Here is a 26,555-nt window from a genome sequence, read left to right on the forward strand (position 1 = left end):
GGTACTCCCGACGAGTGCGAAATTTTCCCGTTCTCACTCTGGCCCAGGGGTTCAGTGAGTCGTAGATTCAACTGTCGACCCGGGCAGCACCAGCAGGAAGGCTCTCGCCATGAGCATGATGCGTACGAAGACGGTCGAACAATCGATCGCCGAGGGTGACGAACCGGAGTACCAACTCAAGAAGCGGCTCACCGCGCTCGACCTCACGGTGTTCGGCGTCGGCGTCGTCATCGGCGCAGGCATCTTCACGGTGGCCGGTAAAGCTGCCAACGAACTCGCCGGTCCGGCAGTGGTTCTTTCCTTCATCATCGCCGCGTTCTGTTGCAGCCTGGCTGCCCTGTGTTATGCGGAGTTCGCGTCGGCGATCCCGGTCTCCGGCTCGGCCTACACCTTCAGCTATGCATCACTGGGTGAGATCATCGCGTGGATCATCGGGTGGGACCTCCTGCTCGAGTTGATGCTCGGTGCAGCTGTCGTCGCGCAGGGTTGGTCGGCCTATCTCGGAGTGTTCTTCGAACAGATGGGCTGGTCGATGCCCGAGTCGGTCGCGTACGGCTCGAGTTTCGACCTTCCCGCCTTTCTCCTGGTCGCGGTGCTGACGATCCTGGTCAGCGTCGGTATCAAGGAGTCGCTGCGGGTCAACCTCGCACTCGTCGCGCTGAAGGTCTTCATCGTCCTGTTCGTGATCGTCGCGGGCCTGTTCTACGTGAAGAAGGAGAACTACACGCCGTTCGTCCCGGACAGCAAGCCGGCCGAGGGCACCACGGACGTCTGGAAGCAGCCGCTGACCGAGTGGATCTTCGGCATGACACCAGCACACTTCGGTATCGCGGGCATCATGGCCGGAGCATCGTTGGTGTTCTTCGCGTTCATCGGCTTTGACGTCGTCGCGACCACTGCCGAAGAGGCCGAGAACCCCGCTCGCGACCTGCCGCGCGGCATCATCGGTTCGCTGATCATCTGCACCTTGCTCTACTGCGGCGTCGCCTTGGTGCTGACCGGTATGCAGCCCTACAACGAGATCGCACCCAGTGCGTCCCTGTCGAAGGCCTTCGAAGCGGTCGGGCAGGACGGGTTCGCGACATTGATCGCGGCCGGTGCGGTCGCCGGTCTGACCACGGTTGTCATGACATTGCTGATCGGCGCCTCGCGTGTCATCTTTGCGATGTCGCGTGACTGGCTGCTGCCGAAGAGCCTCGGCAAGACGAACCCGAAGACCGGAACCCCGCTGCGGATCACGATGGGTCTGGGCCTGGTCATCGCCCTGGTCGCCGCGCTGACCCCGATCGGCGAACTGGAGTACATGATCAACATCGGCACGTTGAGCGCGTTCTTCCTCGTGTCGATCGCGGTCCCGGTGCTGCGTAAGAAGCGTCCCGACATGCACCGCCCGTTCAAGGTGCCGTTCAGCCCGGTGCTGCCGATCATCTCGGCGTTGATCTGTGGCTACCTCATGCTCACGCTCCCGGTCGAGACCTGGTTGCGCTTTCTCATTTGGTTGGTGCTCGGGTTCGTCATCTACTTCGTCTACGGCTATCACCGCAGCCGTCTGGCCAAGGGCTACACGGGTCCGGCGACGGAGAAGGCGAATCTCTGACGTCGACCCGAGATGTCGAACGGGCGGGCTCCTTTCAAGGAGCTCGCCCGTTCGTCTTTTCGTTGTCAGGGGCAGCGTTTACGTTCGCGGTGGGCGGACGTCCTGCCGGTGATCTAGAGATCGACGATCGCTTCGAGCGGCTTGGTGCGGGCCGCGCGGATGGCCGGCCACAGTGCGGCCAGCACACCGGCCACTGCTGACATCGCCAAAGTGAACAGGATTGTTCCCCACGGGATGACCGCCTGGATGTCCGGGATCCACTCGCGGAAGGTGCGCACCAGGCACCAGCCGATCGCGACGCCGATGACCATGCCGAGCAGAGCACCGAAGATGGAGATCAGGATCGACTCCAGGTAGATCGTCCGGCGCACCTGCTTGCGCAACATCCCGACCGCACGAAGCATGCCGATCTCGCGCTTGCGCTCGACCACCGACAACGCGAGCGTGTTGATGATGCCGAGCACCGCGATCAGCAGCGACAGACCGAGCATCCCGTAGAGCACGGTGAGCATCTGGTCGATCTGACCCGACTGGGAGTTCGCGAACTCCTTCGGTGTCTGCACCTTGATCGTCAGGTAGTCCTTCGTCGCCTCGCCGATGCGTTCCTGCACCGGCGGGACGTCCGCGCCGTCCTCCACATTGACCAAGGTCACGAACGACGACTGCAACTGCTTGGGCACGAGGGCCGTGTACGCGTCCTGGCCGATGAGGTACGGACCCGAGAGTGGACTCTCCTGGTACACACCGGTGACGGTCGCCGTGGTGCTGGTGCCGAAGGCGGTCTGCAGACGCACCTTCGATCCCAGTTTCCAACCCGGCTCGGTCGCCTGCTTGTCCGAGACCAGCAGGTCGTTGCCGCCGAGATTGAAATTGCCCTGCACCGGCTTGAGCTTCATCACGTTGCCCAGGTCGCCGCTGGGAGCCGTGCCGACGGCGTTCTTCCCCTCGACCTTCGCCGGGACGTTACGCAGTTGCACCACGTCCTGCACGCCGTCCACCGCGGCGACGGCGGCGGCGCTCGCCGGCGGAACGCCGCGTTCGCTGCCGATGAGGATGACGTCGGCGGTGATGTCGCTCTTGACAGCTGCGTCGATCGTCGATTTGAAGGACGATCCGAGAGTGCCGATCACGGCAACCAGCATCAGCCCGAGGGTGAGCGCGAACGCTGTCGCGGCCGTCCGGCGCGGGTTGCGGACGGCGTTGGTGCGGGCCAGGTTGCCGAGCTTGCCGAACGGTCGGGCGGTGACCGCACCGAGCGCGCCGATGATCGGACGTGACAGGGCGGGCGATCCCATGATGATGGCGACGATCAGCAGGACGGCGCCGAGGCCGACCGTGCCCGCCGCCTGTCCACCCTTGCCGGTTGCGCCGATCGCGATGGCGGCGGCACCCAGGACGGCGAGCACTGCACCGATCAACGTGCGCAGCCTGAGCGATGCGGCGCCGTCGGTCTGGCTCTCACGCATCGCCTCGACCGGAGCGACCTTGGATGCTCGGCGAGCCGGTGCGTACGCACTCACCATCGTCACCAGCACGCCGACCAGCAGGCAGGCGACGAGCGCCACCGGCGAGATCGCCAACGCTCCTTCGGGCAGCCCCGAGCCGGTCAACGACAGCAACGCCTGCAACCCGGCCGCCAGACCGATGCCGATCGCGAAGCCGATCACCGACCCGGTCAGCCCGACCACGAACGCCTCGAAGAGCACCGACCGGGTGATCTGCTTGCGACCGGCACCGATCGCACGCAGCAGTGCGAGTTCCTTCACCCGCTGCGCGACGATCATCGAGAAGGTGTTGTAGATGATGAACGTGCCGACGATCAGGCCGATCGCCGCGAACGACAACAGGATGTAGTTGAAGATCTGCAGGAACTGGTTGATCGAGTCCTTCGCCTGCTTGCGCACCTCGTTGCCCGTCGTCACCTTCAGGTCCGGAAAGGCCTGTGCCACACGCTGTTTCAGCTGTTCGGGGGAGACGCCGTCGACGGCGCTGAGCGAGACGGTCGACACGTGTTCACCGTCCGTGAACAGTCGTCGGGCGCCCTCGGTGGTGAAGTCGGCTTCGGTGTACCCGCTGGCGGCCGTCGACAGCTTGGTCACGCCGACAACCGTGACGTCCATCGGCTCGCCGTTGCCGTTGGTGGCGACCACCTTGGTCCGGGAGCCGACCTTCAGCTTGCCCTTCTTGACCGCGTCCTGGTTGAGGATGATCTCGTTCGGTGCCTGCGGGGCACGTCCTTCGATGATCCGGACGCCGTTCGGGTCCAACGCCTGGTCGTTCGGCACCCAGTTCGATCCGACGCTGGGCGCGCCGCCGGTCTGGATCGCCTTGCCGCTCGCGTCGGCGACGACGATCGTCCCCGTGTAGCCGAGCTGCACCTTGTCCACGCCGAGGCGGCGCTTCTGCGCCTGCATCCGATCGACGTCCGACTGGGGAATGCCGAGGTCGGTGCTGACCCCACCGCTCTCGTTCTTGGAGGTGACTTGGGCATCCACCCCGACCGCGACGTTGTCGAACAGGTCGTTGAACGACTTGCCGACGGTGCCGGTGAAGACCAGTGAGCCGGCCACGAACGATGTGCCGAGTACGACCGACAGGACGGTGAGCAGCAGGCGCAGCTTGTGCGCGCCGAGATTCCGCAAGGACACCTTGCGCATGGTGTTCGCCATGTCAGCGTCCCTGGGTCGGGGCGGTGTGCGGGGACGTCGGACCGGCGCCACCGTCCAGGTGCTTCATGTACTCGTAGATGTCATCGGCCGACAGGCCGCTCTGGTCGGAGACAACCTGTCCGTCGGCGAGGAAGACGACGCGGTCGGCGTAGGACGCGGCGCGCGGGTCGTGGGTGACGATCACGACGGTCTGCCCGAAGTCGTCGACCGCCCCGCGCAGGATCGAGAGCACCTCGGCGGACGACTTGGAGTCCAGGTTTCCGGTCGGTTCGTCGCCGAAGATGATCTCCGGTCGTCCGACCAGCGCCCGAGCGCATGCGACACGCTGCACCTGACCACCCGACAGTTCGCTGGGCCGGTGACCGAGTCGGTCGGTGAGACCGAGTCGCTGCGTGACGGTGTCGAACCATTCCTTGTCCACGGCGGCGCCGGCGATGTCCAGCGGAAGGGTGATGTTCTCCTTCGCGGTCAGCGTCGGCACCAGGTTGAACGACTGGAAGACGAACCCGATGCGATCGCGCCGCAGCTTGGTCATCGCTGCGTCCTTCAAGCCGCTGAGGTCGGTGTCGCCGATGAGGACGCGCCCGCTCGACGCGGTGTCGAGACCGGCCAGGCAGTGCATGAGCGTCGATTTGCCGGATCCGGATGGTCCCATGATCGCGGTGAATTGACCACGGTCGAAAGTCGCGCTGACTTCACGCAGGGCGTACACCGTGGTCTCACCCGAGCCGTAGGTCTTCGTGAGGTTCTCGGCCACCGCGGCGGCTTGACGGACGGGTGCTGCGGGGACCGTCATCGGTCAACCTTTCGATCGGCGTGGGGAGCTGACCGGGCACGTCCTGCGTGCGTCGTCCCCCCCGAGGAGCATCTGCTGCGTCGAGCATTTCACGTGAGCCCGGTAGAGCGCATTGCGGTTTACCCGACATTCGCTCGTCGGGCCAGCACGCACAGCAGGCGCCGTCGCGAGCATCCCCCATACCCTGTCTAGCTGTACTGACCGGAGACATTGGTCGACAGCGGCCCGGGCACACTCGGGCCTCTTGGCGCGGGGGTTGCTACTGGCTCGCCGGCTAAGTCGTCTGCTTGCGCGCTTGCTGGCGGGCGTAGTAGGCGCGGGAGCGGTTGCGGTCGCCGCAGTCGCGGGTGACGCACCAGCGCCGGTTACGACGGGGTGAGGTGTCGAGATAGACCCAGCCGCAGGTGGCGTCTTCGCACTGGTGCAGGCGGTCGAGATCGTCGCGCTTGAGGAGTTCTATCAGGCCTCGCGTGATGCGGTGGCGCGGCAGGTCTAGGGCCGTCGTCTGGTCTTCCCAGGCCCAGCTCGTGCCGCTCTCGCCTCGCACGAGGGTGGCAGCCGCGATTGCCTTGCGGTAGGCGGCCGCGAGGGCGGTCGCGGCCGCGGCGTCACCGTGGAACAGGGCTTCGTAGGCGTTCTCGCGCAGGGTGATCACTTTGTCGAGCTCGTTGGCCGCACTGCGGGGGTTCTTCTCGGCCAGGGCGAGCAGCAGGTTCTGCTCCGACGCGTCGATGACGCCCGACTCTTGGCACCAGGTCAGCATGAGGCTGTACGAGGTGAGGTCTTCCTCCCGCTGGGGCCCTCCGAGTCTCCACTCAACCGTGTTGATCAAGTCGAGCACCCGGTCCCCAGAGATGTGGCTGAACTTCGCGATGAGCACCTCCTCACAAGTGACCCAAGTGTTGCACGTGAGGTCAACATGCGATCTACTCTCACAAGTAAACGCTTATTCACCCGTGAGAGTGGTTCGTTATGGATCCGAGTCTGCGCCTCCTGCGTTCCCGCCCCACTTTCCGGTGGTACTGGGCGGGGCAGTCGATCAGTAGCGCCGGTAGCCAGGTCACGTCCATGGCGCTTCCCCTGGTGACGGCGCTGGCCCTGGACGGCAAACCTGCCGATGTCGAGTTTGTTGCCACGGCGTCGATGGCCCCCTACCTGATGTTCTCCCTGTTGGCTGGGCACGTCCTTGAGTCACGACCGAAGCGAGCCGTCATGATCCCGGCCGACCTCGCGCAGGCAGCGTTGTTGACTCTCATCGCTTGCCGGGTCCATCGCGCCCATGCTCACCCGAGCCATCCGCACCCTGACCACACCCGCTCAAAGCACCACCTGACCCACCATAAGGAGAAGCCCCCATGTCGCTGCGCCTGTCCCACACCACCTGGGACGCCCACGACCCCCACACCGTCGCCGAGTTCTGGCGCGAGCTCGTGAGCTGGGATGTCGCCGAACCCGATTGCTACCGCCACGGCTCCGACGAGTGCTACCTCGTCAGCCCCCACGGATACACCGTTCTGTTCTACAAGGTGCCCGAGGCCAAGCAGGTCAAGAACCGCGCCCACATGGACCTCGTCCCCGAGGGCTCCACCAGGGACGAAGAGGTCGAGCGAGCCCTCCGCCTGGGCGCGACCATGGCCGAGGACCGACGCGACGACCTTGGCTGGGCCGTCTTGCGCGACCCCGAAGGCAACGAGTTCTGCATCCTCCAGCCCGACGCCTGACCAGGCCACCCCTTCCACAGAGGGACATCCAGCCACCGCTGGGCTACGTACTGCTCGCTCTGCGCGATGCCTACACCGGCTTTCCCTGCGTCTGACCTTCACCGGGGTTTGGCATCCCAGTCGCACCCTTCGGGGGTCGCGAGGCTTCACGGTCGGTGGTCTGATGGGCAGTAGGTGAGCCGACCCCGCCAGCAGCTCGGGCCGTTGGGCCTGTCAGTTCACCCATCTTCTTCAGCTGGACACCGAGGAGTAAGCCATGGACGCGAGTCTGGAGTTCGTCGGCACCGCCACCACGGTGCTGCGACTTGGTCCGTTCACGATCTTGACCGACCCGAACTTCCTGCACCGGGGCCAGTTCGCCTACTTGGGCAAGGGCCTGATGAGCCGACGGCTGACCGAGCCCTCTGTCCAGCCGCAAGACCTGCCGCAGCTCGACGCCATCGTGCTGTCCCACCTGCACGGGGACCACTTGGACCGCATCGCCCGGCGGGAGCTCGACCGGACCCCTACGGTCTACACCACACGTCAGGCGGCGCGCCGGCTCGAGAAGTGGGAGTTCGACGCCAAGGCCCTAGCGCCGTGGCAGTCGTCAGAGCTGGCCGCCGCCGGCGTCGGGTTGCGCATCACCTCGGTGCCGGGCAACACGCCCGCGGACCGATGCGTTTCCTGCTGCCACCGGTGATGGGCAGCGTGCTGGAGCTGGACACCGGTGCCGGCACGCCGTTGCGTACCTACATCACAGGCGACACCCTGTTCCGCCGCGACCTGGAGCGCGTCGTGGAACGGTGCGGGCCGATCGACGCGATGGTGGTCCACTTGGGTGGCACGAGGATTGCCGGGATGACCGTCACCATGGACGACCGGCAAGGAGTCAAGTTGGTGCACGCGATCCGTCCCAAGCTGACTACCCCCATCCACTTCGACGACTACAAGGTCTTCAAGTCCCCCCGCGAGGACTTCGTCGCCCGGTTCACCCGTGACGCCGCCCCGGGCGACCTGCGTCTGGTCGATCGAGGGCAGACGATCCCCCTTACATCCTGATCGGAAGGTCACCGCAACGGGGGGAGTCCAGCAGGTGGTGCGCGACGGCGTTGATCGCCGCCGCGGTCGGGACCGCGCCCAGCGCGCGCATGATCGGGATGAAGGCGCCACAGCCGACGTCGTACGTGACAGGTGTCACCATGCAGACTCAGCGGACGCCCGACTCACCGCAGGGTTACTGGTTGTCGTCGGATGTGCGTTGTGCGAAGCCGGAGTCGGCGAGGTCTTCGGCGAGTTCGTCGACGACGAGGGTGTCGGAGTCGATCAGGCCGGCGCGATAGGCGCTGCGACTGACCATCGTGCCGGCGACCGGTGCGGTGAACAGTTGCATGAAGACGATCAGCACGCAGATGCCCACGACGTACCAGGTGCGCAGCGACAGTGCGATGCCGAGCGCGATCACGATGATGCCGAGCACCTGTGGCTTGGTGATTCCGTGCAGTTTCGACAGGAGGTCGGGGAAGCGGACGAGCGTGACCGCCGCGCCCAGGCACAGCAGCGAACCGATCAGCAGCAGAATCGCGCCGAGCAGGTCGAGGAACCCGTTCATGACGTGCTCTCCTGGTCGCTGTGGTGTGTCTGCTCGTAGCGGCGCCGGCTGACCATTCGGTCGGCCACCATGCGCGACACGGCGACGGCACTGGTGAACCCGAGCATCGACAGCAGCAGCAACACGTTGATCTCGGTGGAGGAGTCGGAGTACGCCGCCCAGAGTCCGACGGATGCGATGACGACCGCGACCATCAGGTCGGCGGCGACGCTGCGGTCGAGTTGGCTGGGGCCGTGTGCGATGCGTCCGACCGCGATCAGGGCGGAGGCGAAGAGCACGACGGCTGCGATGCCGATGATGACGTGTGCAACCAAGGTCATTCCTCGACCTCCCATTCGTCGCGGCGGGTGGCTGTGGGCGGCAGCTTGACGCAGGCGGTCTCGAAGGCGTCCTGCTCCTGCTTCGTGCCGAACGCTCGAAGTACCCGCCGCTCCGTCTCGAGCACCTGGTGCCGAATACCGGCGATCGCGTGCTCCCCCTCCAGGTCGAGCACGTGCAGGTAAAGACGTCGTGGCGAACGGACGATCTCGACGACGACAGTGCCCGGAATGAGCGAGGTCAGTTCGGCGACCTGCACCTGGTAGAGGTCGTTGTCGGAGAACAACTCGGTACGCACGATGCCGGAGCGAAGATGCACCTCGCGTCCCCAGGTCAGGCGGATGATCCTGGCCGACGACACGACGAGATCGCGCAGCAGATGACCGAGCAGGACGATGCAACCGACCAGGTGCGGACGTCCGGACAGGTGGATCGGCGGCAAGGGGAAGACGATCGTGATCAGCCAACCGAGCAACACGCCGCCGAGGAATGCCACCGGTGACGGGGACCCCCACAACAGCATCCACACCACGGCCATGCTGAGCACCGCGGCGGGACGCAAGCGCATCCGGGCGCGTGCGTTGATCATGGCTGCACCTCGCCCAGGACGGCGCGGACGTAACTCTGATCGGTCAGGTTCGCCGCGGCCCGGCCGGTGTAGTCGTACAGCGGCCCGGCGAAGAAGGTCAGCGACAGGCTGAACAGCACCAGGGCACCGGTGGCACCGACCATCAGCGGCGGCATCGGACGGCGGTCGCCGGAAAGGTCGTCGGCGACGGCTCCGTGCAGTTCCTCGTCGTCGTGCTTGCTGGGGGAGGTGCCCCAGAACGCACGGTTCCAGACCTTGGCCATCGCCAGCAGCGTCAGCAGGCTGGTGACGATGCCGCCGACGACGACCACCCAGGCGAGCGGGGTGCCGAGTTCGGCACCGCCCTGCATCAGGCCCAGCTTGCCGATGAAGCCGGACATCGGCGGAATACCGGCCAGGTTCATCGCGGGCAGGAAGAACAGGAACGCCAGCACCGGTGACACCTTGGCCAGTCCGCCGAGGTTGTCGAGGGCGGACGACCCACCGCGGCGTTCGATCAGCCCGGTCACCAGGAACAACGTGGCCTGGATGGTGATGTGGTGCGCGGTGTAGAAGATCGTCGCGGCCAGGCCGGCGGGGTTGGCGACCGCGATGCCGAAGATCATGTAGCCCAGGTGGCTGACCAGCGTGAACGACAGCATCCGCTTGATCTCGGTCTGCGCGACCGCACCCAGGATGCCGATGATCATCGTGAGCAAACCGGCCACCAGCAACAGGTTGGTCAGGTGCTCGCCGGGGAACAGCAATGTCTGCGTCCGGATGATCGCGTACACGCCGACCTTTGTCAGCAGGCCGGCGAACACGGCCGTGACCGGTGCCGGGGCGGTGGGGTAGGAGTCCGGCAACCAGGCCGACAGCGGGAAGACGGCCGCCTTGATGCAGAAGGTGACCAGCAACAGCATGTGCAGCAACAACTGCACCGGCTCGGACAGGTCACCCAGGCGCTGGGACAGCTGCGCCATGTTGACGGTGCCGGTCGCCGCGTAGATCGAGGCGATCGAGATGAGGAACAGCGACGACGACAGCAGGCTGACGATGATGTAGGTCGTGCCGGCCCGGATGCGGTCGGCCGTGCCGCCGAGGGTGAGCAGCACATAGGACGCGAACAGCAGGATCTCGAATCCGACGAACAGGTTGAACAGGTCGCCGGCCAGGAAGGCGTTGGAGACGCCGGCGATCAGCAGCAGGAAGGTCGGGTGGTAGATCGAGACCGGGATGTCGCGGCGTTGCTCGTCGTGTTCGGCGCCGGCGGAGAACACCAGGACGGCGAGGGCCACCACGGATGCGACCAGCAGCATGAGCGCGCTCAGGCGGTCTGCCACCAGCACGATGCCGAGCGGCGCCGGCCAGTCACCCACCCACAGCGCCAGCGGACCTTCCTGGTCGGTGTGCCACATGAGGATCGCGGCGACGACGATGACGCCGGAAAGGCACAGCACCGAGACGGCACGCTGCAGGCGCGGACGACGTGGGAGCGCCAGCGCGACACCGGCACCGAAGATGGTGAGCAGGACGGGGACGGGGAGCAGGTTGTTCATTCGCTCACCACGTCCTCACCGCTGTCGGAGAAGGTGGTCTCCTCGAAGGAGTCGGACGCCTCGTCCTTCTTGGCCAGTTCGCGGATGCGGGAGTCCTCGACGTCGTCCGCCGTCTCGTCGTGACCGTGCAGTTGGAAGCTGCGGTACGCCATCGCGAGCACGAACGCCGACACGGCGAGGGTGATGACGATCGCGGTGAGCACCATGGCCTGCGGCAGGGGATCGGCCGCGGTCTCGCGGGAGAACATGCCGATGATCGGTGGTGTGCCGGCGTCGCCGGCTGCGTTCAGGAACAACAGGTTCACGCCGTTCGAGCAGAGCACCACCCCGATCAGGATCCGGGACAGCGAGCGTTCGAGCAGCAGGTAGACGCCGGCCGCGACAAGGAGTCCGGCGGTGATGCTGAGGGTCAGGTTCGCGGTCATCGACGACGCTCCTGACCGGGGATCGCCTTGGTGGACGAGGCGAGCGGCATGGGGGCGATGTCCTCCTGGGCGTGGACGTCGATGCCGGAGCCGAGGCTGCGGGCGAGGTCGAGGATCATGCCGACGACGACGAGGTACACACCGATGTCGAACAGCGTCGAGGAGACCAGGTGCAGTTCACCGAACATCGGCCAGTTAGCACCCCACGGCGTCGTCCATGAGTCCGGACCGGGGATGTTGACGTGGAGGTCGTAGCTCTCCAGCACCTTGCCGCCGAACGCGACGGGAATGATGGCGGAGCTGATCGCCGTGAACAGTCCGGCGCCCAGCAGACGTCCGGCATCGAACGGCGCGGCCTCGTCCAACTCGTGGCGGCCGGCGGTCAGGTAACGCACCATCAGCGCCATGCCCGCGACCAGGCCGCCGGCGAACCCGCCACCGGGCAGGTTGTGACCGGCGAGCAGCAGGTACAGCGAGGTGATGATCAGCAGTCCGAACAGCAGACGGGTGACGACCTCGAACACCAGCGAGCGCGTCTGCGGCGACAGCGTCTGCCCGGCACGCAGCCAGACGCCGGGGTTGCGGTCGTCCTTGTGGTCGTCGTCGTGGGTCTCCATCGCCTCGGACGTGCGGGTGACGGTGGCGGTGCGGGAGCGCAGGAAGATCAACGAGGCGACACCGGTGGCGGCGATGACCAGCACGGAGATCTCTCCGAAGGTGTCCCAGGCGCGCATGTCGACCAGGGCCACGTTGACGATGTTCTTGCCGTACCCGAAGTCGTAGGCTGCGTCGTACCACTCCTCGCTGACCGGTGCCGCGGTGCGTGCGCCGCCGGTGACGAGCGCGATCAGCGTGACGGTGGTGCCGACGAGCAGCGCCACCAGGACGCGCCACCAGCGGGTGGAGCTCAGCGGGCGGTTGGTGAAGTAGCGCGGCAATTTGCGGATGACCAGGACGAAGATGACCAGGCTGACGGTCTCGACGAGCACCTGGGTCAGGGCGAGGTCGGGAGCGCCGGCGATCATGAACATCAGCGCCAGGCTGTAGCCGGTGACACCGGTGAGTAGCACCGCGCGCAGGCGTCCGCGGGAGGTGGCCGCGAGGAACGCGGCCCACACCATGACGATCGCGATCGGGATCTGCGCCCAACTGTCGGCGAGGCGGACCGAGGGCCACTGCTGGATGCGCAGCATGGAGTAGGTGGCCAGCGAGACGAACACGATGAGGATCGTGCCGAGGTAGATCGACAACGAACCGCGCTGTGTGCGTGCCGTGGTCTCGACAGCGAGACGGTCGATGCCGCGCATCGAGCGGTGATAGATCTCTTCTGCTGCAACGGTCTTGGGGAAGGTCGACTGGACGGCGGCGATGCGGTCGCGGGCCAGGAACAGGCCGATGCCGGCGACGACTGCGGCGACGGACATGAACAGCGGCCATCCCAGGCCGTGCCACAGGGCGAGTCCGTGGCTCGGGGTGCCGGTGCGCACGCTCTGCGCGTACGGCTCGAGGAGTTCGGTGAGCGGGGCGCCGAGGAATCCGCCGACCAGGCTGAGTGCCCCGAGGACGACGGGGACGGCGACCATGCCGACGGCGGGAGGGTGCCAGTTCAGCGCGGGGGCGCCGTCCTTGGGTGCGAAGGCACCCCACCACCAGCGCAGGCTGTAGGCGACGGTCAGCGCCGAACCGAAGACGAGAGCGAACGCGACGACGATCGCGGCCAGCGGGCTGACCGACGGGGGCTCACCGTTGACCAGGTAGGTGACCGACTCGAACGCGCCTTCCTTGGTGACGAACCCGATCAGCGGGGGCACACCCGCCATCGACAGGGCGGCCAGGCCGCCGAGGACGGCCAGCCATGGGGCGCGGTAGCCGACTCCGTTGAGATCCTTGAGGTTTCGGGTACCCGCGCTGTGATCGATGATGCCGACGCACATGAACAGCGTCGACTTGAACAGCGCGTGCGCGATCACCAGGGCCATGCCGGCGAGCGCCGCCGACCGCGTCCCGACGCCGACGAGCAGCACCATGAATCCGAGTTGGCTGACGGTGCCGTAGGCCAGCAGGAGTTTGAGGTCGGTCTGTCGTAGGGCTCGCCAGCCCCCGACCAGCATCGTCGCGGTGCCGAGGAGCAGGACGGTCGGGCGCCAGAAGGCGACGCCGGCGAACGCCGGGGCGAGCACGGCGACCAGGTAGACGCCGGCCTTCACCATCGCGGCGGCGTGCAGGTACGCCGAGATCGGGGTCGGGGCGGCCATCGCGCCGGGTAGCCAGAAGTGGAAGGGGATCAGCGCGGACTTGCTGAGCGCTCCGACCAGCATGAGCAGGACGCCGACGGTCACCAACGCACCCGACGGAGGAGCGGCGATGATCTGGCTGAGGGAGTAGGTGCCTGCTTCGTGGCCGAGGGCGACGATGCCGATCAGCATCGCCAGACCACCGGTGGTGGTGACCAGCAGTGCGGTGTTCGCGGCGCCGCGGTTGGCCCGGCGGGTCACGTCGTGCGCGATGAGCAGGTAGGAGAAGACCGAGGTCAGCTCCCAGAAGACGTACATCAGGATCAGGTCGTCGGCGGTGACCAGACCGAGCATCGTGCCCGCGAAGATCGTCAGGATCGATCCGCTGCGGACCGGCATCTCCTTGTCGAAGTACCAGCGGCAATAGATCAGCACGCAGGCACCGATCCAGCAGACGATCAGCGCCAGGACCCACTGCACCAGCCCGATGTGCATGTCGAGGCTGACCCCGAGGCCGGGGATCCAGTCCAGGCGGACGTCGACCGTCTCGCCGGAGGTGATCCTGGGCGCGAGCGTGAGCAACCAGACGCCGGCGGCGAACGGAACCAGGGCGAGTACGAAGAATGCTCGGGACCCGAGGAACCGGGCCAGCCAAGGGGTCGATGCACCCGCCACCACGTGTGCGGCAATGAGTGCGTAGAGCACGCCAGGCGTCCTTCCGTCTGGTGGCTTCACATGAAGGGGATTGGTCACACTTTACAGTCCGCACGGTTCGATCCCGAATCGGTGAGCCGCGCGAAATCGCGCATCGGCGGCATTCCACGGGTCTCTGCGGGCGGTTGCGTGCCTGAGTGGGATTCGTGGGTAGCGATCGATCGGCGTATAACTGGTCGTCATGCGTTCCATCACCTCGCGTACGGTCGCTGCGCTCGCGGCCGTCCTTGTCGTCCTCGCGACGTTGCTCGGATCAGGCGGCACGGCGGCCGCTGCGCCGGCCCCGACGTCCGTGCAGGAGTTGCCGAAGGTGCTGCGGGTCGGCACCGAGGGTGTGTACCCGCCGTTCAGCTACCACCAGGGCAACAAGCTCACCGGGTATGACGTCGAGTTCATGGAGGCGCTGGGGCGCAAGGCCGGCGTCCGCATCCAGTTCGTCGAGGTGCCGTGGGACTCCATGTTCGCGGCTTTGTCGTCCGGACGCATCGACGTCGTCGCCAACCAGGTCACCAAGAACCCCGAGCGTGAAGGTCTGTACGACCTGTCGACCCCGTACATCGAGACGACCGGTGTCGTCGTGGTGGCCGAGGACGACGACTCCGTCAAGAAGCTGTCCGACATCAAGGGCAAGCGGGCCGGCCAGAACCTCACGTCCAACTGGGCGCAGACGGCGAAGGCGAACGGTGCGCAGGTCGTCGGTGTCGACAGCATGGACAAGGCGATCCAGAACCTGCGCCAGGGCAGCGTCGACGTCGTGGTCAACGACAAGCTGGCCGTCCGCAACTTCCTGGCCACCACCGACAACCCGGGTGTGAAGATCGTCGCCGAGACCGACGACAAGTCGGAGTCCGTGCTCGCGGCCCGGAAGAACTCGGGCTACGTGCCCGCCCTGAACAAGGGCATCAACGAACTCAAGGCCGACGGTACCTCGCAGCGACTGTACGACAAGTACTTCAACCCCAAGGCCGAGCCGATCACGGACTGGAAGATGATCCGCGAGAACGCCTGGCCGATGGCGTGGGCCGCCATCAAGGTGACGATCCCGCTGACGATCATCAGCTTCGTCATCGGTCTGATCATCGCGCTCGGTGTGGCGATCGCGCGGATGTCGACCAACCCGCTCGCGTTCCTGCCGGCACGGCTATTCATCTCGATCTTTCGCGGCATCCCGGTGCTCGTGCTGTTGTTGCTGATCTACTTCGGTCTGCCTCAGTTCGGTTGGAAACTGGCGCCGTTCACCGCCGCGGTCATCGGCTTCTCGCTGAACGTCGCCGGGTACGGAGCGGAGATCATCCGGGCCGCGATCCAGTCGGTGCCCCGTGGGCAGTGGGAAGCAGCGCGGACGATCGGCATGGATCATCGGACGACGTTGCGCCGCGTGATCATCCCGCAGGCCGCGCGGACGGCCGTCCCGCCGTTGTCGAACACGCTCATCGACCTGGTCAAGAGCACCTCGCTCGCCTCGGCGATCCTGGTCGTCGAATTGCTGCGTCAGGCGCAGATCGCGGCGGCCCCGACCTTCAAGTTCTTCACGCTGTACAGCCTCGCGGCGCTCTACTACTGGCTGATCAGCGTCGTCCTGTCGTTCTTCCAAGCACGCATCGAGAAGCGAGTGAGCAGGTTCGTGGCATGAGTGAACTGGTGCAGGTCTCCAACCTCCGCAAGTCCTTCGGGGACAACCGGGTGATCGACGACATCTCGTTCACCGTGCCGTCCGGCAGCGTGACCGTCATCCTCGGGCCGTCGGGTTCGGGCAAGACGACGCTGCTGCGTTCGCTCAACGGCCTCGAACTTCCCGAGTCGGGCACCGTCGAGGTCGCGGACGCGTCCGTCGACTTCTCCCAGGTGCGCCCGAACAAGCGCGGACGTCTGCCGAAGACGCAGCAGGCTTCGTTGAACCGCCTCGGTGCTCAGAGCGCGATGGTCTTCCAGTCCTACAACCTCTTCCCGAACCGCACCGCCCTGGAGAACGTCACCGAGGGACCCGTTGTGGTGCAAGGGGTTTCGCAGGAAGCGGCGCGCGCCAAGGCGCTCGACCTGCTGGCCAAGGTCGGCCTGGCCGACCATGTCGACAAATACCCTTACCAACTGTCCGGCGGTCAGCAGCAGCGCGTCGGCATTGCCCGAGCCCTCGCGCTGGAGCCGAAGTTGGTGCTCTTCGACGAGCCCACGTCGGCCCTCGACCCCGAACTCGTCGGCGACGTCCTGCGGGTGATCCGCGATCTGGCCGAGGAGGGCTGGTCGATGGTGATCGTCACCCACGAGGTGAAGTTCGCGGCCCAGGTCGCCGACCAGGTGCTTTTCATCGACCAGGGTCTGATCGTCGAGCAGGGTTCGCCCGCGCAGGTCATCTCCAACCCGAGCAACCCCCGCACCCAGGACTTCCTGCGTCGCATCCTCGAACCGATCTGACCGGGCGCAATCGAGACCCGGTGAGGGGCCGAAGTCATGTGCACGACCTTCTCAGCGGCTTGTCCTGATTCAGGGCGCGAGCAGGCCGATCGCCGCGTCCAGCATCTGCTCGGTCAGTCGGCCGGTGAACGTGTTCTGCTGACTGACGTGATAGCTGCCGACCAGCTTCACCTGACGAGTTTCGTTCTGCAACAACGCCACTGCGCCGTGGCCGAACTTGGGTTTCGGGCGCGGGACGTCCCAGCCCAGTCGGCGAGCAGCCGCCAGCGTGGAGTCCCAGCCGATCGAACCGAGAGCGAGAATCGAATAGAGGTTCGGTTCGGCGAACTGCAGGTCGCGGTCGAGCCACGGAGCACAGGTGCGCCTCTCCTCGGTCGTCGGTTTGTTGTCCGGCGGGGCGCAGCGCACGGACGCGATGATGCGCAGATCGGTGAGTTCGAGGCCGTCACCCGCGTGTTCGGACGACGCCTGGCCGGCGTACCCGGCGCGGTTGAATGCCGCGTACAACCAGTCGCCCGAACGGTCACCGGTGAACATGCGTCCGGTGCGGTTGGCGCCGTTGGCAGCCGGTGCGAGTCCGACGACGAGGACACGAGCGTCCGGGTCGCCGAAGCCGGCACCGGGTCGACCCCAATACGGCTGTGCGGCAAAGGAAGCACGCTTCTTGTTCGCGACCTCCTCGCGCCACGTCACCAGGCGAGGACAGGCTCGGCAGACGGTGATCCGGGCGTCCAGTTCGGCGAGATGCGGCGCGCTCCCGGCCAGCGAAGCGACCTCGTCGGACGTGTGCGCGACAGGAGTGGACGCGTCGGCTTCATCGCCCGGCCATCCTGTTCCCGGTGGTACCGGCGAGGGGAACAGCTGTCCGGTGATCGGGTGGGGGAACTGAGCATCGGGCATGAAGCCATTGTCGGGGTGAGCGCCGGTGCACGACGGCCTGGTTGTCTGCTCGCTGGTTACGCCGAACGCCTCGTCACACTCCTGGGTCGGGCCGTCGAGGAGCAGGCAGCAGAGTCCCTCGCGCATTGCCCGGTTGAAGTTTTCCATCTGAGGAGCGATGTTGGTGAAGTAGAAGGAGTCCACGTTCACCTGCTGCGCGCCCGGGGTTCAGGTCTGCTGGGATGATCGTGGCGTGGAACCGGTGGTGCTGATCCAGCGCTCGGTGGTGCGGCTGCACCCCGAGCCCGACCCGTTGCGCCTGATCTCCGGTAGCGACCGAGCCCGTTGGGAAAGGTTGCGTCGGCCGTGCGACCGACACGATTTCCTTGCTGCACGGCTTCTTGCTCGGGACGCCGTCGCGCAGATCTGTGGCCCGGAGCCGGCGGCCGATTTCGTGCAGCGTTGCGATTCCTGCGCAGGACCGCACGGCCGTCCGGTCGTCACGAATCACGACGTGTCGGTGTCGTGGGCGCACGCGCACGGCTTCTCGGCAGCAGCGGCCTGCCGAGGCGACAGGCTGGGCGTCGACATCGACCTCCTCGATCCGGACCTCCTCGTGCCCGACGTGGGCGTGACCGGACGAGCGTTCGTGCGAGCCGAGGCCCTGGTCAAGGCGGGTGCGTTCGATCTCGACGTGGTGCTGGAGCTTGCGCGTCACGGTGAGTTGGGGTGGCCGGGGGATCGGCGGGATGTGTATGGGCTCGTTGTCGAGGACGTCCCGACCGGTTTCGACGGGGTCATCGCCGCTGTCGCCTGGCGGCGTCCTACGGTTGGTTCGTGAAGACACCGGTACCGGATTATCTCGAGGAGATCCTGAGTTCCTGCGCGCATGAGACCAGTGGCGCGCTGGCCGACTACATTCCAGAACTTGCCAACGTCGACCCCGATCAGCTTGCGGTCGCAGTGTGCACGACCAACGGCAGCCTCTACTGCGCGGGTGACGCTGACAACGCCTTCACGATCCAATCGATCTCGAAGGCGTTCGTCTATGCACTCGCGCTGCAGGAGCACGGAGTGGACGCGGTCGTGAAACGCATCGGCGTCGAACCCAGCGGCGAGCCTTTCAACGAACTGTCGCTCGAGGCCGGCTCAGGTCGTCCGCTCAACCCGATGATCAATGCAGGCGCGCTCACCTGTCACGCGCTCATCGGTGGCCCCGACTGCGACCCGGACGAGCGTTTCGAGAAGGTGCGCCAAGGGCTGTCTGCCTTCGCCGACCGTGAACTGGACGTGGACGAAGCGGTGTTCGAATCGGAGCTGGCGGACGCCTATCGCAACAGCGCCATCGCCAACATGCTGCGCTCCTACGGGGTGATCGACGGCGACCCGGCCGATGTGGTCCGCGGCTACACCCGGCAGTGTTCGCTGCGGGTGACCACCCGCGACCTCGCCCGCATGGCCGCGACGCTGGCACACGGGGGAGTGCAGCCCGCCACCGGCGAACGCGTGGTCGACACCGACGTGGTGCGCCAGGTGCTCAGCGTGATGATGACCTGCGGCATGTACGACGCGGCCGGCGACTGGATGACCAGTTGCGGTTTCCCGGCCAAGAGCGGGGTCAGCGGCGGGATTCTGGGCGCGCTCTCCGGTCAGGTCGGGCTGGCGACCTTCTCGCCGCGACTGGACGATCATGGCAACAGCGTTCGTGGAATCACCCTGTGCCGCAGACTTTCTCGCGACATGGGTCTGCACATCATGAACAGCCCTGAAGAGTCGCAGTCGGCAGTGCGTCGCGACCGTCGAATGCGTACGCGCGATGGACATCTGGTACGCATCCTGAGCCTTCAAGGCGAATTGCGTTTCAGCGGAGCCGAATTGGTGCTGCGCGAGATCGCCGAGGATGACACCGATCTCGAACGCCTCGTCCTCGACCTGCGCCGGGTGTCCTCGATCGACCGCGTTGCCGGGGTGATGATCGCCGAGGGACTGCGACGGGTGCAGCAGGAGGGGTGTCGCGTCGTCCTTGTCGACCCGGACGGTGTGCTGAAGGTTCCGGCCGAGCACCCTGCGCCGGAGCGGGTCGAGCACCTCGACGAGTACCGAGAACTCCCCCGGGTCTGACCGCGGGCCCGGCCCTTCAATCCAGTGACACGGGTGCGCGTCCGACGGGTTGAGTGGGCTGCGCAGTGAGCGGCTGGACAGGTTCGACGGGGAAGCTGACCGGCTTGGAGGTGGTCAGCGTGAACTTGTGGTCGTAGTGGCGCAGTTCGCAGTGACCCTCGGTGCCGTCTTCCAACTGATAGGTCGCGTGATCGTGAGTGACGCTCACCCGGATCTTGTACTCGCGCCACCGGATGGAGAAGGCGAGACGTTGCATCTTCGGCGACAGCACCGGCGCGAAGCTCAGGTGGCCGTCGTACTCGCGCATCCCACCGAAGCCGGCAACCAGCGCCAACCAGGCGCCGGCGAGCGAGGCGACGTGGACGCCGTCCTTGGTGTTGTGTTCGAGGTCGCGTAGATCCATCACCGCTGCTTCGGTGAGGTAGGCGTGGGCGAGTTCGAGTTGGCCGACCTCGGCCGCCATGACCGCCTGGGTGCACGCCGACAAGGAGGAGTCACGCACGGTGATCTTTTCGTAGTAGGCGAACGCCTTCGCTTTCTCCTCCCGCGTGAACCGGTCACCACACCAGTGCATGGCCAGCAGGAGATCGGCCTGTTTGACGACCTGTTTGCGGTAGATCTCGAAGTAGGGGTAGTTGAGCAGCAGCGGATAGCCGTCGTCCTTCAGCGTTGCGTCGAAGTCCCACACCTCGTTGGCGGTGCTTCCCCGATTCTGTTGGTACACATCGCGTTCGGTGTCGAACGGAACGGCCATGCTCTCGTCGGCGGATCGCCATTGCGCGATCTCGTCCTCGGTGACATTCAAGTCGGCCGCCTGCTCCGGCCACCGCTGCGCTGTGTCGGCGGCGTACCGCAAGTTGCGAGCCGCCATGAGGTTGGTGAAGGTGTTGTCGCCGACGATGGCGGTGTATTCGTCCGGCCCGGTGACGCCGTCGATGTGGAACTTTCCGTCGTCGCCGTGGTAGCCCAGGCCGGCCCACAGGCGTGCGGTCTCGACCAGGATGGTCAACGCGACGTCCCGGTCGAAGATCTCGTCGCCGGTCCAGAAGACGTAGCGTGCGGCGGCAAGGGCGATATCGGCATTGATGTGGAAGGCCGCGGTGCCGGCAGGCCAGTAGGCCGAGCACTCCTGTCCGCGGATCGTGCGCCACGGGAACGCTGCGCCCTCCATCTTCAGGTGCTGCGCGCGCTCTCGCGCGAACGGCAGGACCGAGTGCCGCCAGCTGAGGGCGTCGCGTGCCGCCGGTGGCGCGGTGGCGGTGAGCACGGGAAGCACGTAGCTCTCGGTGTCCCAGAAGCAGTGACCGTCGTAGCCGGGACCGGTGAGCCCCTTTGCTGCGATCCCGCGACCCTCCGCGCGAGCTCCCGCTTGCAGCACATGCCAGAGTCCGAATCGGACTGCTTGCTGGACGACCGGGTCGCCGTCCACCTCGACGTCCGCGCCATCCCAGAAATCCTCGACGTAGGCGGCCTGTTCCTGCACCATCGAATGCCAACCGGTGTGCAGCGCCGCCGAGAGTGCGCCGTCGACCTGGTCGCGCAGCGCGGGCATGGTGCGGCGGGAGGACCAGCCGTACGCGACGAACTTGGTGACCCCGAGGGTCTCGCCGGGGGCGAGGTCGGTGCCGATCGTGGTGCGACTCCAGTCTTCTTCGACGTAGGTGTGGCTGCCGACGCCCGGACTGTGCAGGACATGGTCGCAGGCGGCCGCCATCCGAAGCCCGCTCTGCCGGGTGTGATGAATCAGCAGTGAGCGGTTGTGATTGTGGCTGTGCAGTTCAGGAACCAACGGATCCTTGAGCGCGGCCGCGACGCGTGGGTCGTCGGAGACGGAGGGCAGTTCCTCGTTGGTGACCATCTCGGACTGGATCACCACGCGCAGCGGGTTGTCGACGGCCTCCACCTGGTAGCGGACAGCGAGGATCGCCCGCTGGGTGAACGACACGAGCCGGGTCGACCGCACCCGGACCAGACGGCGGGAGGGCGATTCCCACAGCAGGTCGCGGTGCAGCAACCCGGTGCGCATGTCGAGCGTGCGTTCGTGGTGGTGGATGACGCCGTAGCGCAGATCCAACGGCTGATCGTCCACGAGCAGTCGGATCAGTTTTCCGTTGGTGACGTTGACGATGGTCTGCCCGGAATCGGGGTAGCCGTAGCCCGCCTCGGCGTACGGCAGCGGACGCTTCTCGTAGAAGGAGTTGAGGTACGTGCCGGGCAGACCGCTGGGGTCGCCCTCGTCCAGATTGCCTCGGACGCCGATGTGTCCGTTGGCGAGTGCGAAGACCGACTCGGCCTGGGCGAGATTGTCGAAGTTCAGCCCGATCTCGCGCACCTTCCAGGGCTCGACGGTGAACGCGGACGGGTGTGCGGTCATCGGGTTCCTCCACTCAGCAGGTCGGCGAGGTCTTCGACCACGACGTCGGCGCCGTGCTTTCTCAACGCCTCGGCGTGACCGACCCGGTCGACGCCCACGACGTAGCCGAAGTGGCCGGCACGCCCTGCCTCGACGCCTGATAATGCGTCCTCGAAGACCGCCGCCTGCGCGGGATCGGCTCCCACGAGTGCAGCGCCGGCCAGGAAGGAATCGGGTGCCGGTTTGCCCTTGATGTTCGATCGCGCGAGCGTGACCCCGTCGACGCGGCCTTCGACGAGTCGATCGAGACCGGTGACCCTCAGCACCATCTCGGTGTTCGCGCTGGACGAGACGACGATCCGGTGAAGGCCTGCTTTCTTGGTTGCCTCCAAGTACGTGCGAGAACCCTCGTACACCCTCACGCCGTCGCGGGCGATCACCTGCTGCACCTGCTCGTTCTTGCGATTCCCGAGCCCCCGGACGGTGGCGGCGCCGGGTGCGTCGTCGCGCGTTCCCTCTGGCAGCGTGATGCCCCGAGAAGCGAGGAAATCGCGGACCCCGTCCTCGCGTGGCTTGCCGTCGACGTAGTGGGTGTAGTCGCGGTCGGTGTCGAACGGCACGAAACCCTCGCCGTCGCGATCACGCAAGTACGCGTCGAACATCGCCTTCCATGCCGTGCGATGCACGCTCGCGGTGTCGGTGAGCACACCGTCCAGGTCGAACAGGCAGGTGGTGATCCCGTCGGGCAGGCCCAGCGTCCGTGGCGCCGTCATATCGTCTCCATCGTCGACCACCGCCACGGTATCCCGGCGCAGGCTCGAGTTGCGTCAGGTGTCTTCAACGTGTCGGCGGCCCTTTACGTCGTGCAGCGCGCCGACGAACAAATGGAAGCGCGGACGGTCGATCGTGCTTTTCGGCTTCCGTGCCCCTCTCACTGAAACCGGGGTTGTCGGTGGGTCACCCCACGATGGGGTGAGAGCCGTCCGCAGTGATGAGAGGTGTGTTCCATGGTCGACCTGTTCGAGGACGACGACCTTGAAGAAGCTGAGTATTGGGCAGCGCGGGAGGTGCTCGAGGAGATCCTCGGTTCGTTGCCATCCCGCTTCATGGTTCTCCTTGAGCTGCATCGGCTGGTCATTGCTGATAGCAAAGACGTCATCGTCGACAAATGGGAGAAGGCCGACCGGTTGCTCGATCTGTACAACCTCCTTCTCGAGGAATGGCGTAGTGAAGACCCAGAGCCGCTCGGTCCACGGTTGCCCGGGGCGGGCGACCTTCTTGTCGAAGAACAGCACGTTGGCCTTCACGCCCTGGGCGTAGAAGATCCCGGTCGGCAGGCGCAGCATGGTGTGCAGGTTGAAGTCGGTGAGCAGCTTGCGCCGCATGACCTCGCCAGCCCCACCTTCGAAGAGCACGTTGTCGGGCAGTACGACGGCGGCGCGGCCGTTGGTGTCGAGGATGGTGGCGATGTGTTGGACGAAGTTGAGCTGCTTGTTGCTCGTGGTCGCGACGAAGTCTTGCCGCTCGATCTCGCGGTCTTCTCGCACCTCGCGGCCGTCGGCGCCGACCATCGTCAGGGAGGACTTCCGACCGAACGGCGGGTTGGACAGCACGACCGACCAGCGGCGGCCGGGGTCGGCGATGAGCGAGTCGCGCAGCTCGATCAGCGAGTCACCGTTGGAGGTGCCCATGCCGTGGAGCAGCAGGTTCATCGCGGCCAATCGGGCTGTGCTGTCGACGAGTTCGTAGCCCGAGGCGAAGCCGTCGCGCAGGTGATCGCGCTGGACCGGCGTCATCGACTCGGCGCCGCGGGCGGCGTGCTCGTGCGCGGCCAGGAGGAAGCCGCCTGTGCCGCCGGCCGGGTCGACGACGGTGTCGGCGACCGTCGGGCGTACGACGTCGACGATCGCCTCGATCAAGGCACGGGGTGTGAAGTACTGGCCGGCGCCAGAGCCCTTGTCAGAAGCGCCCTTGGAGAGCAGTTCCTCGTAGGCGTCGCCCTTGATGTCGGTGCCCGACTGCGACCAGTTCTCCTTGTCGATCAGGTTGACGACCAGCCGGCGCAGCTTTGCCGGGTGTTGGATGCGGTTCTGGCCCCTGCGGAAGATCGTGCCGATGACACCGTCCTCGCGTGCGAGGCCGACGAGGATGCGGGTGTACTCGTACTCGAGTTTGTCGCCCTGGGCGTCGAGCAGCTTCTGCCACGAGTACTCCTCGGGCACGATCTGCTCCGGTCGAGCTTCCGGGTCGCGCGCTCGTGCGCCATCTTGAGGAACAGGAGGTAGGTGAGGTGCTCGGTGTATTCGATGACTCCTACTCCGTCATCCCGAAGCACGTCGCAGTACGACCAGAGCTTGTCGACCAAGCGGCGTGAATCAGTGATCGTGAACTCCTTGGCTTCGGGTGCGAGTGACCGCCGCAGCAAACCGGGGGACACCAGCCCTCCGGAGTGACTCCAGCAGTTGGGGCAGCGACAGAGACGGTCGCGACGAATCGCGCGACTGATTCTGTAGAGCGAGAAGGGTTTCCCGCGGGTGTAGTTCTAGCTGATCGAGCAGGAAGGCGTCCGGGTGGGAGACGGTCAAACCCCACTGCGCGAGTTCGGCCTCCGGAAAGTCCTTCAGGTTTGCCGTGACGATGACCTGGCATCGAGCCACGATCGCCGCCGCCATGACGTGCGCGTCTGTGGGATGGCCGGGCATGTCGCCGAGCAGTTGCTCGTAGGCGTTGACGGTTGCGTTCGGGAACGCGCCGGTCATGGCACGGATCCGGGCCTGCGCACCATTGATACCAACGGAAGGGAGCGGGGACAGGTTGCGCTCCAGTTCGACCAGGACGTCAGCGGACCAGCGTGGTTCGAATGCGCCATTCTCGGCGATCCGCAGCAGGGTGTCGCACAGCGTCGGCGGGTAGAGGACACACGTGTCGAGTAGGACCTCGAACGTCATCGTTCAGTGGCGCTTCAGTGGCGGCTGTCCATCGAGGAGGTCGTATAGGCCGGCGTTGTCCGCGTCCCGCGCCATCTCGTCAAGGCTCTTACGCCGTTGCACAGCCACACGCTCTTGATAAGCGATCAGATCCTGGAGAGCGACATAACGGTGACGGCCAGGCTTCACGGCTTCCAAGTCGCCGCGATCGATGATGCGCACCAGGGTCGGCCGCGAGATGCCGAGGAAGTCGGCGGCTTCCTGGGTGGTGAGCATTGCGTTGTGCGGGGCGACGGTCACGCCCATCCCGTGGGCCATGGCGTCCGCGACCTGGACGAGGACGCGGTGGACTTGCGCCGACAAAGCGATTGTTGTGCCGTCCGGCGCTACGAGGGCGACGAGACCGTCATCTCCCACCTGCAGGACCTTGGCCAAGGACGCTGCAGACGCCTCGTCTTCCGACGATGGAAGGTAGGTCGCGCTGTGGCGCGCGGCAGTCTTCGTAGGAGTCGGCATGACACCGAAGATAGATCAAAACGAACAAAACGAACAGACTTCTTCGAGTGGTCTACCGAACCAAAGCACCCGTGTTTCGTTCGTTAGTCGGTGTTGCTCGTTGTCGGGACGGCGTCGAGCTCGAGATCGCGGATGGCACGCCACTGCTCGGCGCTGGTCGCGTCGAGCCGGTAGTACGACTGCGGCGGCTCGCCGTTTTCCTCGCCGTACCAGGTGTCGTAGGGCGGGTTGCTCCGATCGAACTTGCGGCGGACCACGATCGAGAAACCTCCGTAGTCGCCGCGATGTTGGGGGACCGCGCGGCCTGTGGACGCCATGACGCGGAGGCCGCCGATCCATTGGTCCGGAGCGCGGGCACACATGTCCATGGTGGCGAGCACTGTTTCGCTCACTCCCAGGCCGGCCAACTGCCTGAGGTCCTCTTCGCTCCAGGGTGTAGCCGGAAGTGTGTCAGCCGACTTTGCCGATGTCCGTTCTCGTCGCGCAGGCGCGACGACGTAGTCTTCGACGTCTGCGACCGGCCACAGTCTCGACACGGTGATCGCGTGACCTTCGCCCCATTCATATGCGCGCACCTGGATGAGCACAATGTCGACTCCCTGCTCGGTGAGCCAGACCGCGGCCGAGGTGACGGCGGCGGGAAACTCACCCGCGACAAGCGTGATGCGCGGCTTCCGGAGTGTCTCGGTGGAGAGCTCAGGTGCATGCGCGGTCAGTGCAGCAAGGGCCTCATCAGCGGTCGACGGGGCGTCATCGCTCCGTCGAACGAATGACAGGTAGGCGTCCGCAAGGTCCTCGAGCGAGAATCGTGATGCCCGGGCCGCGTAGTTGATCGCCTGGGTAGTCACGTAGTCAGGGGCTCGGTCGCGTTTGAGTTCAGCGACGACGAGGCGACCGTCCGATCCCAGCCCGAGGATGTCGAGCCGGTCGGCTTCACGGCCGTCCTTCGACATCCATCGATCGAACTCGCTGGTAATGATCAGGACGTCCGGGCCGAGGATCTCCGGATTTGCGATTACCCACTCCTGCAGGTGGTCGCGTTCGCGCAGTCCGGCGGCGGCCAGCGAGGTCTCTCGGGCGGGCGCAGCGGTCGTGCCTTGCACCTTGAACACGAGTTCTTCGGACATCAAGGTCTCCTGTCCTCTGTTCGTTCCG

General features: G+C 65.9%; 25 protein-coding genes and 1 pseudogene. 8 read left to right on the top strand and 18 right to left on the bottom strand.

From position 1 onward, the window contains the following. Positions 1–109: 109 nt before the first annotated feature. Positions 110–1,597: an amino acid permease gene (locus FB459_RS03510; RefSeq protein WP_141927489.1), complete on the top strand. Its 1,488-nt coding sequence runs from the start codon at positions 110–112 to the stop codon at positions 1,595–1,597. A 113-nt stretch (positions 1,598–1,710) separates the two neighbouring features. Here the strand turns inward: FB459_RS03510 and FB459_RS03515 are convergent, their stop codons facing one another. The 3 genes from FB459_RS03515 to FB459_RS03525 all read right to left on the bottom strand — a co-directional run bounded on the left by FB459_RS03515 (position 1,711) and on the right by FB459_RS03525 (position 5,942). Beyond that, on the bottom strand, positions 1,711–4,266 hold the full coding sequence (locus FB459_RS03515; protein WP_211345123.1) for an ABC transporter permease: 2,556 nt from the start codon (positions 4,264–4,266) through the stop codon (positions 1,711–1,713). 1 nt (position 4,267) lies between these two features. Next, positions 4,268–5,062: an ABC transporter ATP-binding protein gene (locus tag FB459_RS03520; protein WP_141927490.1), complete on the bottom strand. Its 795-nt coding sequence runs from the start codon at positions 5,060–5,062 to the stop codon at positions 4,268–4,270. Between the two features lie 274 nt (positions 5,063–5,336). Continuing rightward, positions 5,337–5,942: a CGNR zinc finger domain-containing protein gene (locus FB459_RS03525; protein ID WP_246092306.1), complete on the bottom strand. Its 606-nt coding sequence runs from the start codon at positions 5,940–5,942 to the stop codon at positions 5,337–5,339. A gap of 475 nt (positions 5,943–6,417) precedes the next feature. Here FB459_RS03525 and FB459_RS03535 point away from each other — a divergent pair, with 475 nt between their 5' ends. The 3 genes from FB459_RS03535 to FB459_RS17505 all read left to right on the top strand — a co-directional run bounded on the left by FB459_RS03535 (position 6,418) and on the right by FB459_RS17505 (position 7,824). Further along, a complete protein-coding gene (locus FB459_RS03535) occupies positions 6,418–6,783 on the top strand; it encodes a VOC family protein (protein ID WP_141927492.1) in 366 nt (121 codons plus the stop codon). Positions 6,784–7,039: 256 nt separating this feature from the next. Continuing rightward, positions 7,040–7,465 (top strand): MBL fold metallo-hydrolase, encoded by a 426-nt coding sequence (locus tag FB459_RS17500; protein ID WP_211345124.1) that lies wholly within the window; start codon positions 7,040–7,042, stop codon positions 7,463–7,465. After that, positions 7,441–7,824 (top strand): MBL fold metallo-hydrolase, encoded by a 384-nt coding sequence (locus FB459_RS17505; protein WP_211345125.1) that lies wholly within the window; start codon positions 7,441–7,443, stop codon positions 7,822–7,824. The genes FB459_RS17500 and FB459_RS17505 overlap by 25 nt, the downstream gene beginning before the upstream one ends. On the opposite strand, the gene FB459_RS17120 is transcribed toward FB459_RS17505, so the two are convergent. From FB459_RS17120 to FB459_RS03570, 7 genes are read right to left on the bottom strand one after another with little or no spacing between them, the layout of a single operon-like run. Beyond that, positions 7,814–7,966, bottom strand: coding sequence for a hypothetical protein (locus FB459_RS17120; protein ID WP_168990100.1), 153 nt, complete (start codon positions 7,964–7,966; stop codon positions 7,814–7,816). The genes FB459_RS17505 and FB459_RS17120 overlap by 11 nt on opposite strands. A 33-nt stretch (positions 7,967–7,999) precedes the next feature. Then, positions 8,000–8,374: a monovalent cation/H(+) antiporter subunit G gene (gene mnhG / locus FB459_RS03545; RefSeq protein ID WP_141927493.1), complete on the bottom strand. Its 375-nt coding sequence runs from the start codon at positions 8,372–8,374 to the stop codon at positions 8,000–8,002. Further along, complete coding sequence (locus tag FB459_RS03550) at positions 8,371–8,694, bottom strand: MrpF/PhaF family protein (protein ID WP_170221670.1); 324 nt, start codon at positions 8,692–8,694, stop codon at positions 8,371–8,373. The genes mnhG and FB459_RS03550 overlap by 4 nt, the downstream gene beginning before the upstream one ends. Then, positions 8,691–9,281, bottom strand: a complete 591-nt coding sequence (locus FB459_RS03555; protein WP_141927495.1) for a Na+/H+ antiporter subunit E — start codon at positions 9,279–9,281, stop codon at positions 8,691–8,693. Before FB459_RS03555 ends, FB459_RS03550 begins: the two co-directional genes overlap by 4 nt. After that, positions 9,278–10,819, bottom strand: a complete 1,542-nt coding sequence (locus FB459_RS03560) for a Na+/H+ antiporter subunit D (protein ID WP_141927496.1) — start codon at positions 10,817–10,819, stop codon at positions 9,278–9,280. Before FB459_RS03560 ends, FB459_RS03555 begins: the two co-directional genes overlap by 4 nt. After that, positions 10,816–11,244 carry a Na(+)/H(+) antiporter subunit C gene (locus tag FB459_RS03565; protein ID WP_129624208.1) on the bottom strand — a complete coding sequence of 143 codons (429 nt, stop codon included), beginning with the start codon at positions 11,242–11,244 and terminating at the stop codon, positions 10,816–10,818. The genes FB459_RS03560 and FB459_RS03565 overlap by 4 nt, the downstream gene beginning before the upstream one ends. After that, entirely contained in the window at positions 11,241–14,183 is a 2,943-nt protein-coding gene (locus tag FB459_RS03570; protein ID WP_141927497.1) for a Na+/H+ antiporter subunit A, read from the bottom strand. Before FB459_RS03570 ends, FB459_RS03565 begins: the two co-directional genes overlap by 4 nt. Positions 14,184–14,373: 190 nt before the next feature. On the opposite strand from FB459_RS03570, the gene FB459_RS18100 reads away from it, so the two are divergent. Further along, on the top strand, positions 14,374–15,825 hold the full coding sequence (locus FB459_RS18100; protein ID WP_141927498.1) for an ABC transporter substrate-binding protein/permease: 1,452 nt from the start codon (positions 14,374–14,376) through the stop codon (positions 15,823–15,825). After that, positions 15,822–16,604 carry an amino acid ABC transporter ATP-binding protein gene (locus FB459_RS03580; protein WP_141927499.1) on the top strand — a complete coding sequence of 261 codons (783 nt, stop codon included), beginning with the start codon at positions 15,822–15,824 and terminating at the stop codon, positions 16,602–16,604. Before FB459_RS18100 ends, FB459_RS03580 begins: the two co-directional genes overlap by 4 nt. Before the next feature lie 69 nt (positions 16,605–16,673). Here the strand turns inward: FB459_RS03580 and FB459_RS03585 are convergent, their stop codons facing one another. Next, on the bottom strand, positions 16,674–17,504 hold the full coding sequence (locus FB459_RS03585) for a uracil-DNA glycosylase (RefSeq protein WP_129624493.1): 831 nt from the start codon (positions 17,502–17,504) through the stop codon (positions 16,674–16,676). 232 nt (positions 17,505–17,736) lie between these two features. Here FB459_RS03585 and FB459_RS03590 point away from each other — a divergent pair, with 232 nt between their 5' ends. Together FB459_RS03590 and FB459_RS03595 are read left to right on the top strand one after the other, a co-directional pair. Then, positions 17,737–18,324, top strand: a complete 588-nt coding sequence (locus tag FB459_RS03590; protein WP_141927500.1) for a 4'-phosphopantetheinyl transferase family protein — start codon at positions 17,737–17,739, stop codon at positions 18,322–18,324. After that, positions 18,321–19,604, top strand: a complete 1,284-nt coding sequence (locus tag FB459_RS03595) for a glutaminase (protein ID WP_141927501.1) — start codon at positions 18,321–18,323, stop codon at positions 19,602–19,604. Before FB459_RS03590 ends, FB459_RS03595 begins: the two co-directional genes overlap by 4 nt. 16 nt (positions 19,605–19,620) lie before the next feature. On the opposite strand, the gene FB459_RS03600 is transcribed toward FB459_RS03595, so the two are convergent. From FB459_RS03600 to FB459_RS03630, 7 genes and pseudogenes are all read right to left on the bottom strand, one after another. Next, entirely contained in the window at positions 19,621–21,978 is a 2,358-nt protein-coding gene (locus tag FB459_RS03600) for a glycoside hydrolase family 65 protein (protein WP_141927502.1), read from the bottom strand. Further along, positions 21,975–22,730, bottom strand: a complete 756-nt coding sequence (locus FB459_RS03605) for a beta-phosphoglucomutase family hydrolase (RefSeq protein ID WP_129624201.1) — start codon at positions 22,728–22,730, stop codon at positions 21,975–21,977. The genes FB459_RS03600 and FB459_RS03605 overlap by 4 nt, the downstream gene beginning before the upstream one ends. Positions 22,731–22,784: 54 nt before the next feature. Beyond that, positions 22,785–24,179, bottom strand: coding sequence for an HsdM family class I SAM-dependent methyltransferase (locus FB459_RS03610; protein ID WP_246092307.1), 1,395 nt, complete (start codon positions 24,177–24,179; stop codon positions 22,785–22,787). Positions 24,180–24,244: 65 nt separating this feature from the next. Continuing rightward, positions 24,245–24,394 (bottom strand): annotated as a pseudogene (locus FB459_RS18105) (hypothetical protein); the annotation flags it as partial. Continuing rightward, complete coding sequence (locus FB459_RS03620) at positions 24,333–24,905, bottom strand: PIN domain-containing protein (RefSeq protein WP_141927503.1); 573 nt, start codon at positions 24,903–24,905, stop codon at positions 24,333–24,335. The gene FB459_RS03620 and the pseudogene FB459_RS18105, both read right to left, overlap by 62 nt. Positions 24,906–24,908: 3 nt before the next feature. Then, entirely contained in the window at positions 24,909–25,400 is a 492-nt protein-coding gene (locus tag FB459_RS03625) for a helix-turn-helix domain-containing protein (protein WP_129624199.1), read from the bottom strand. A gap of 83 nt (positions 25,401–25,483) precedes the next feature. Then, positions 25,484–26,527: a hypothetical protein gene (locus tag FB459_RS03630; RefSeq protein ID WP_129624198.1), complete on the bottom strand. Its 1,044-nt coding sequence runs from the start codon at positions 26,525–26,527 to the stop codon at positions 25,484–25,486. Positions 26,528–26,555 lie beyond the last annotated feature (28 nt).

Source organism: Yimella lutea (assembly GCF_006715095.1).
GTDB lineage: Bacteria > Actinomycetota > Actinomycetes > Actinomycetales > Dermatophilaceae > Yimella > Yimella lutea.

What these genes read in the sequence shown, in the direction of transcription:
- FB459_RS03510 (WP_141927489.1), top strand. Translation starts at nt 110, where the DNA reads ATGAGCATGATGCGTACGAAGACGGTCGAACAATCGATCGCCGAGGGT.
- FB459_RS03515 (WP_211345123.1), bottom strand. Translation starts at nt 4,266, where the DNA reads ATGGCGAACACCATGCGCAAGGTGTCCTTGCGGAATCTCGGCGCGCAC.
- FB459_RS03520 (WP_141927490.1), bottom strand. Translation starts at nt 5,062, where the DNA reads ATGACGGTCCCCGCAGCACCCGTCCGTCAAGCCGCCGCGGTGGCCGAG.
- FB459_RS03535 (WP_141927492.1), top strand. Translation starts at nt 6,418, where the DNA reads ATGTCGCTGCGCCTGTCCCACACCACCTGGGACGCCCACGACCCCCAC.
- FB459_RS17500 (WP_211345124.1), top strand. Translation starts at nt 7,040, where the DNA reads ATGGACGCGAGTCTGGAGTTCGTCGGCACCGCCACCACGGTGCTGCGA.
- FB459_RS17505 (WP_211345125.1), top strand. Translation starts at nt 7,441, where the DNA reads ATGCGTTTCCTGCTGCCACCGGTGATGGGCAGCGTGCTGGAGCTGGAC.
- FB459_RS17120 (WP_168990100.1), bottom strand. Translation starts at nt 7,966, where the DNA reads ATGGTGACACCTGTCACGTACGACGTCGGCTGTGGCGCCTTCATCCCG.
- mnhG (WP_141927493.1), bottom strand. Translation starts at nt 8,374, where the DNA reads ATGAACGGGTTCCTCGACCTGCTCGGCGCGATTCTGCTGCTGATCGGT.
- FB459_RS03550 (WP_170221670.1), bottom strand. Translation starts at nt 8,694, where the DNA reads ATGACCTTGGTTGCACACGTCATCATCGGCATCGCAGCCGTCGTGCTC.
- FB459_RS03555 (WP_141927495.1), bottom strand. Translation starts at nt 9,281, where the DNA reads ATGATCAACGCACGCGCCCGGATGCGCTTGCGTCCCGCCGCGGTGCTC.
- FB459_RS03560 (WP_141927496.1), bottom strand. Translation starts at nt 10,819, where the DNA reads ATGAACAACCTGCTCCCCGTCCCCGTCCTGCTCACCATCTTCGGTGCC.
- FB459_RS03565 (WP_129624208.1), bottom strand. Translation starts at nt 11,244, where the DNA reads ATGACCGCGAACCTGACCCTCAGCATCACCGCCGGACTCCTTGTCGCG.
- FB459_RS18100 (WP_141927498.1), top strand. Translation starts at nt 14,374, where the DNA reads ATGCGTTCCATCACCTCGCGTACGGTCGCTGCGCTCGCGGCCGTCCTT.
- FB459_RS03580 (WP_141927499.1), top strand. Translation starts at nt 15,822, where the DNA reads ATGAGTGAACTGGTGCAGGTCTCCAACCTCCGCAAGTCCTTCGGGGAC.
- FB459_RS03585 (WP_129624493.1), bottom strand. Translation starts at nt 17,504, where the DNA reads ATGCCCGATGCTCAGTTCCCCCACCCGATCACCGGACAGCTGTTCCCC.
- FB459_RS03600 (WP_141927502.1), bottom strand. Translation starts at nt 21,978, where the DNA reads ATGACCGCACACCCGTCCGCGTTCACCGTCGAGCCCTGGAAGGTGCGC.
- FB459_RS03605 (WP_129624201.1), bottom strand. Translation starts at nt 22,730, where the DNA reads ATGACGGCGCCACGGACGCTGGGCCTGCCCGACGGGATCACCACCTGC.
- FB459_RS03620 (WP_141927503.1), bottom strand. Translation starts at nt 24,905, where the DNA reads ATGACGTTCGAGGTCCTACTCGACACGTGTGTCCTCTACCCGCCGACG.
- FB459_RS03625 (WP_129624199.1), bottom strand. Translation starts at nt 25,400, where the DNA reads ATGCCGACTCCTACGAAGACTGCCGCGCGCCACAGCGCGACCTACCTT.
- FB459_RS03630 (WP_129624198.1), bottom strand. Translation starts at nt 26,527, where the DNA reads ATGTCCGAAGAACTCGTGTTCAAGGTGCAAGGCACGACCGCTGCGCCC.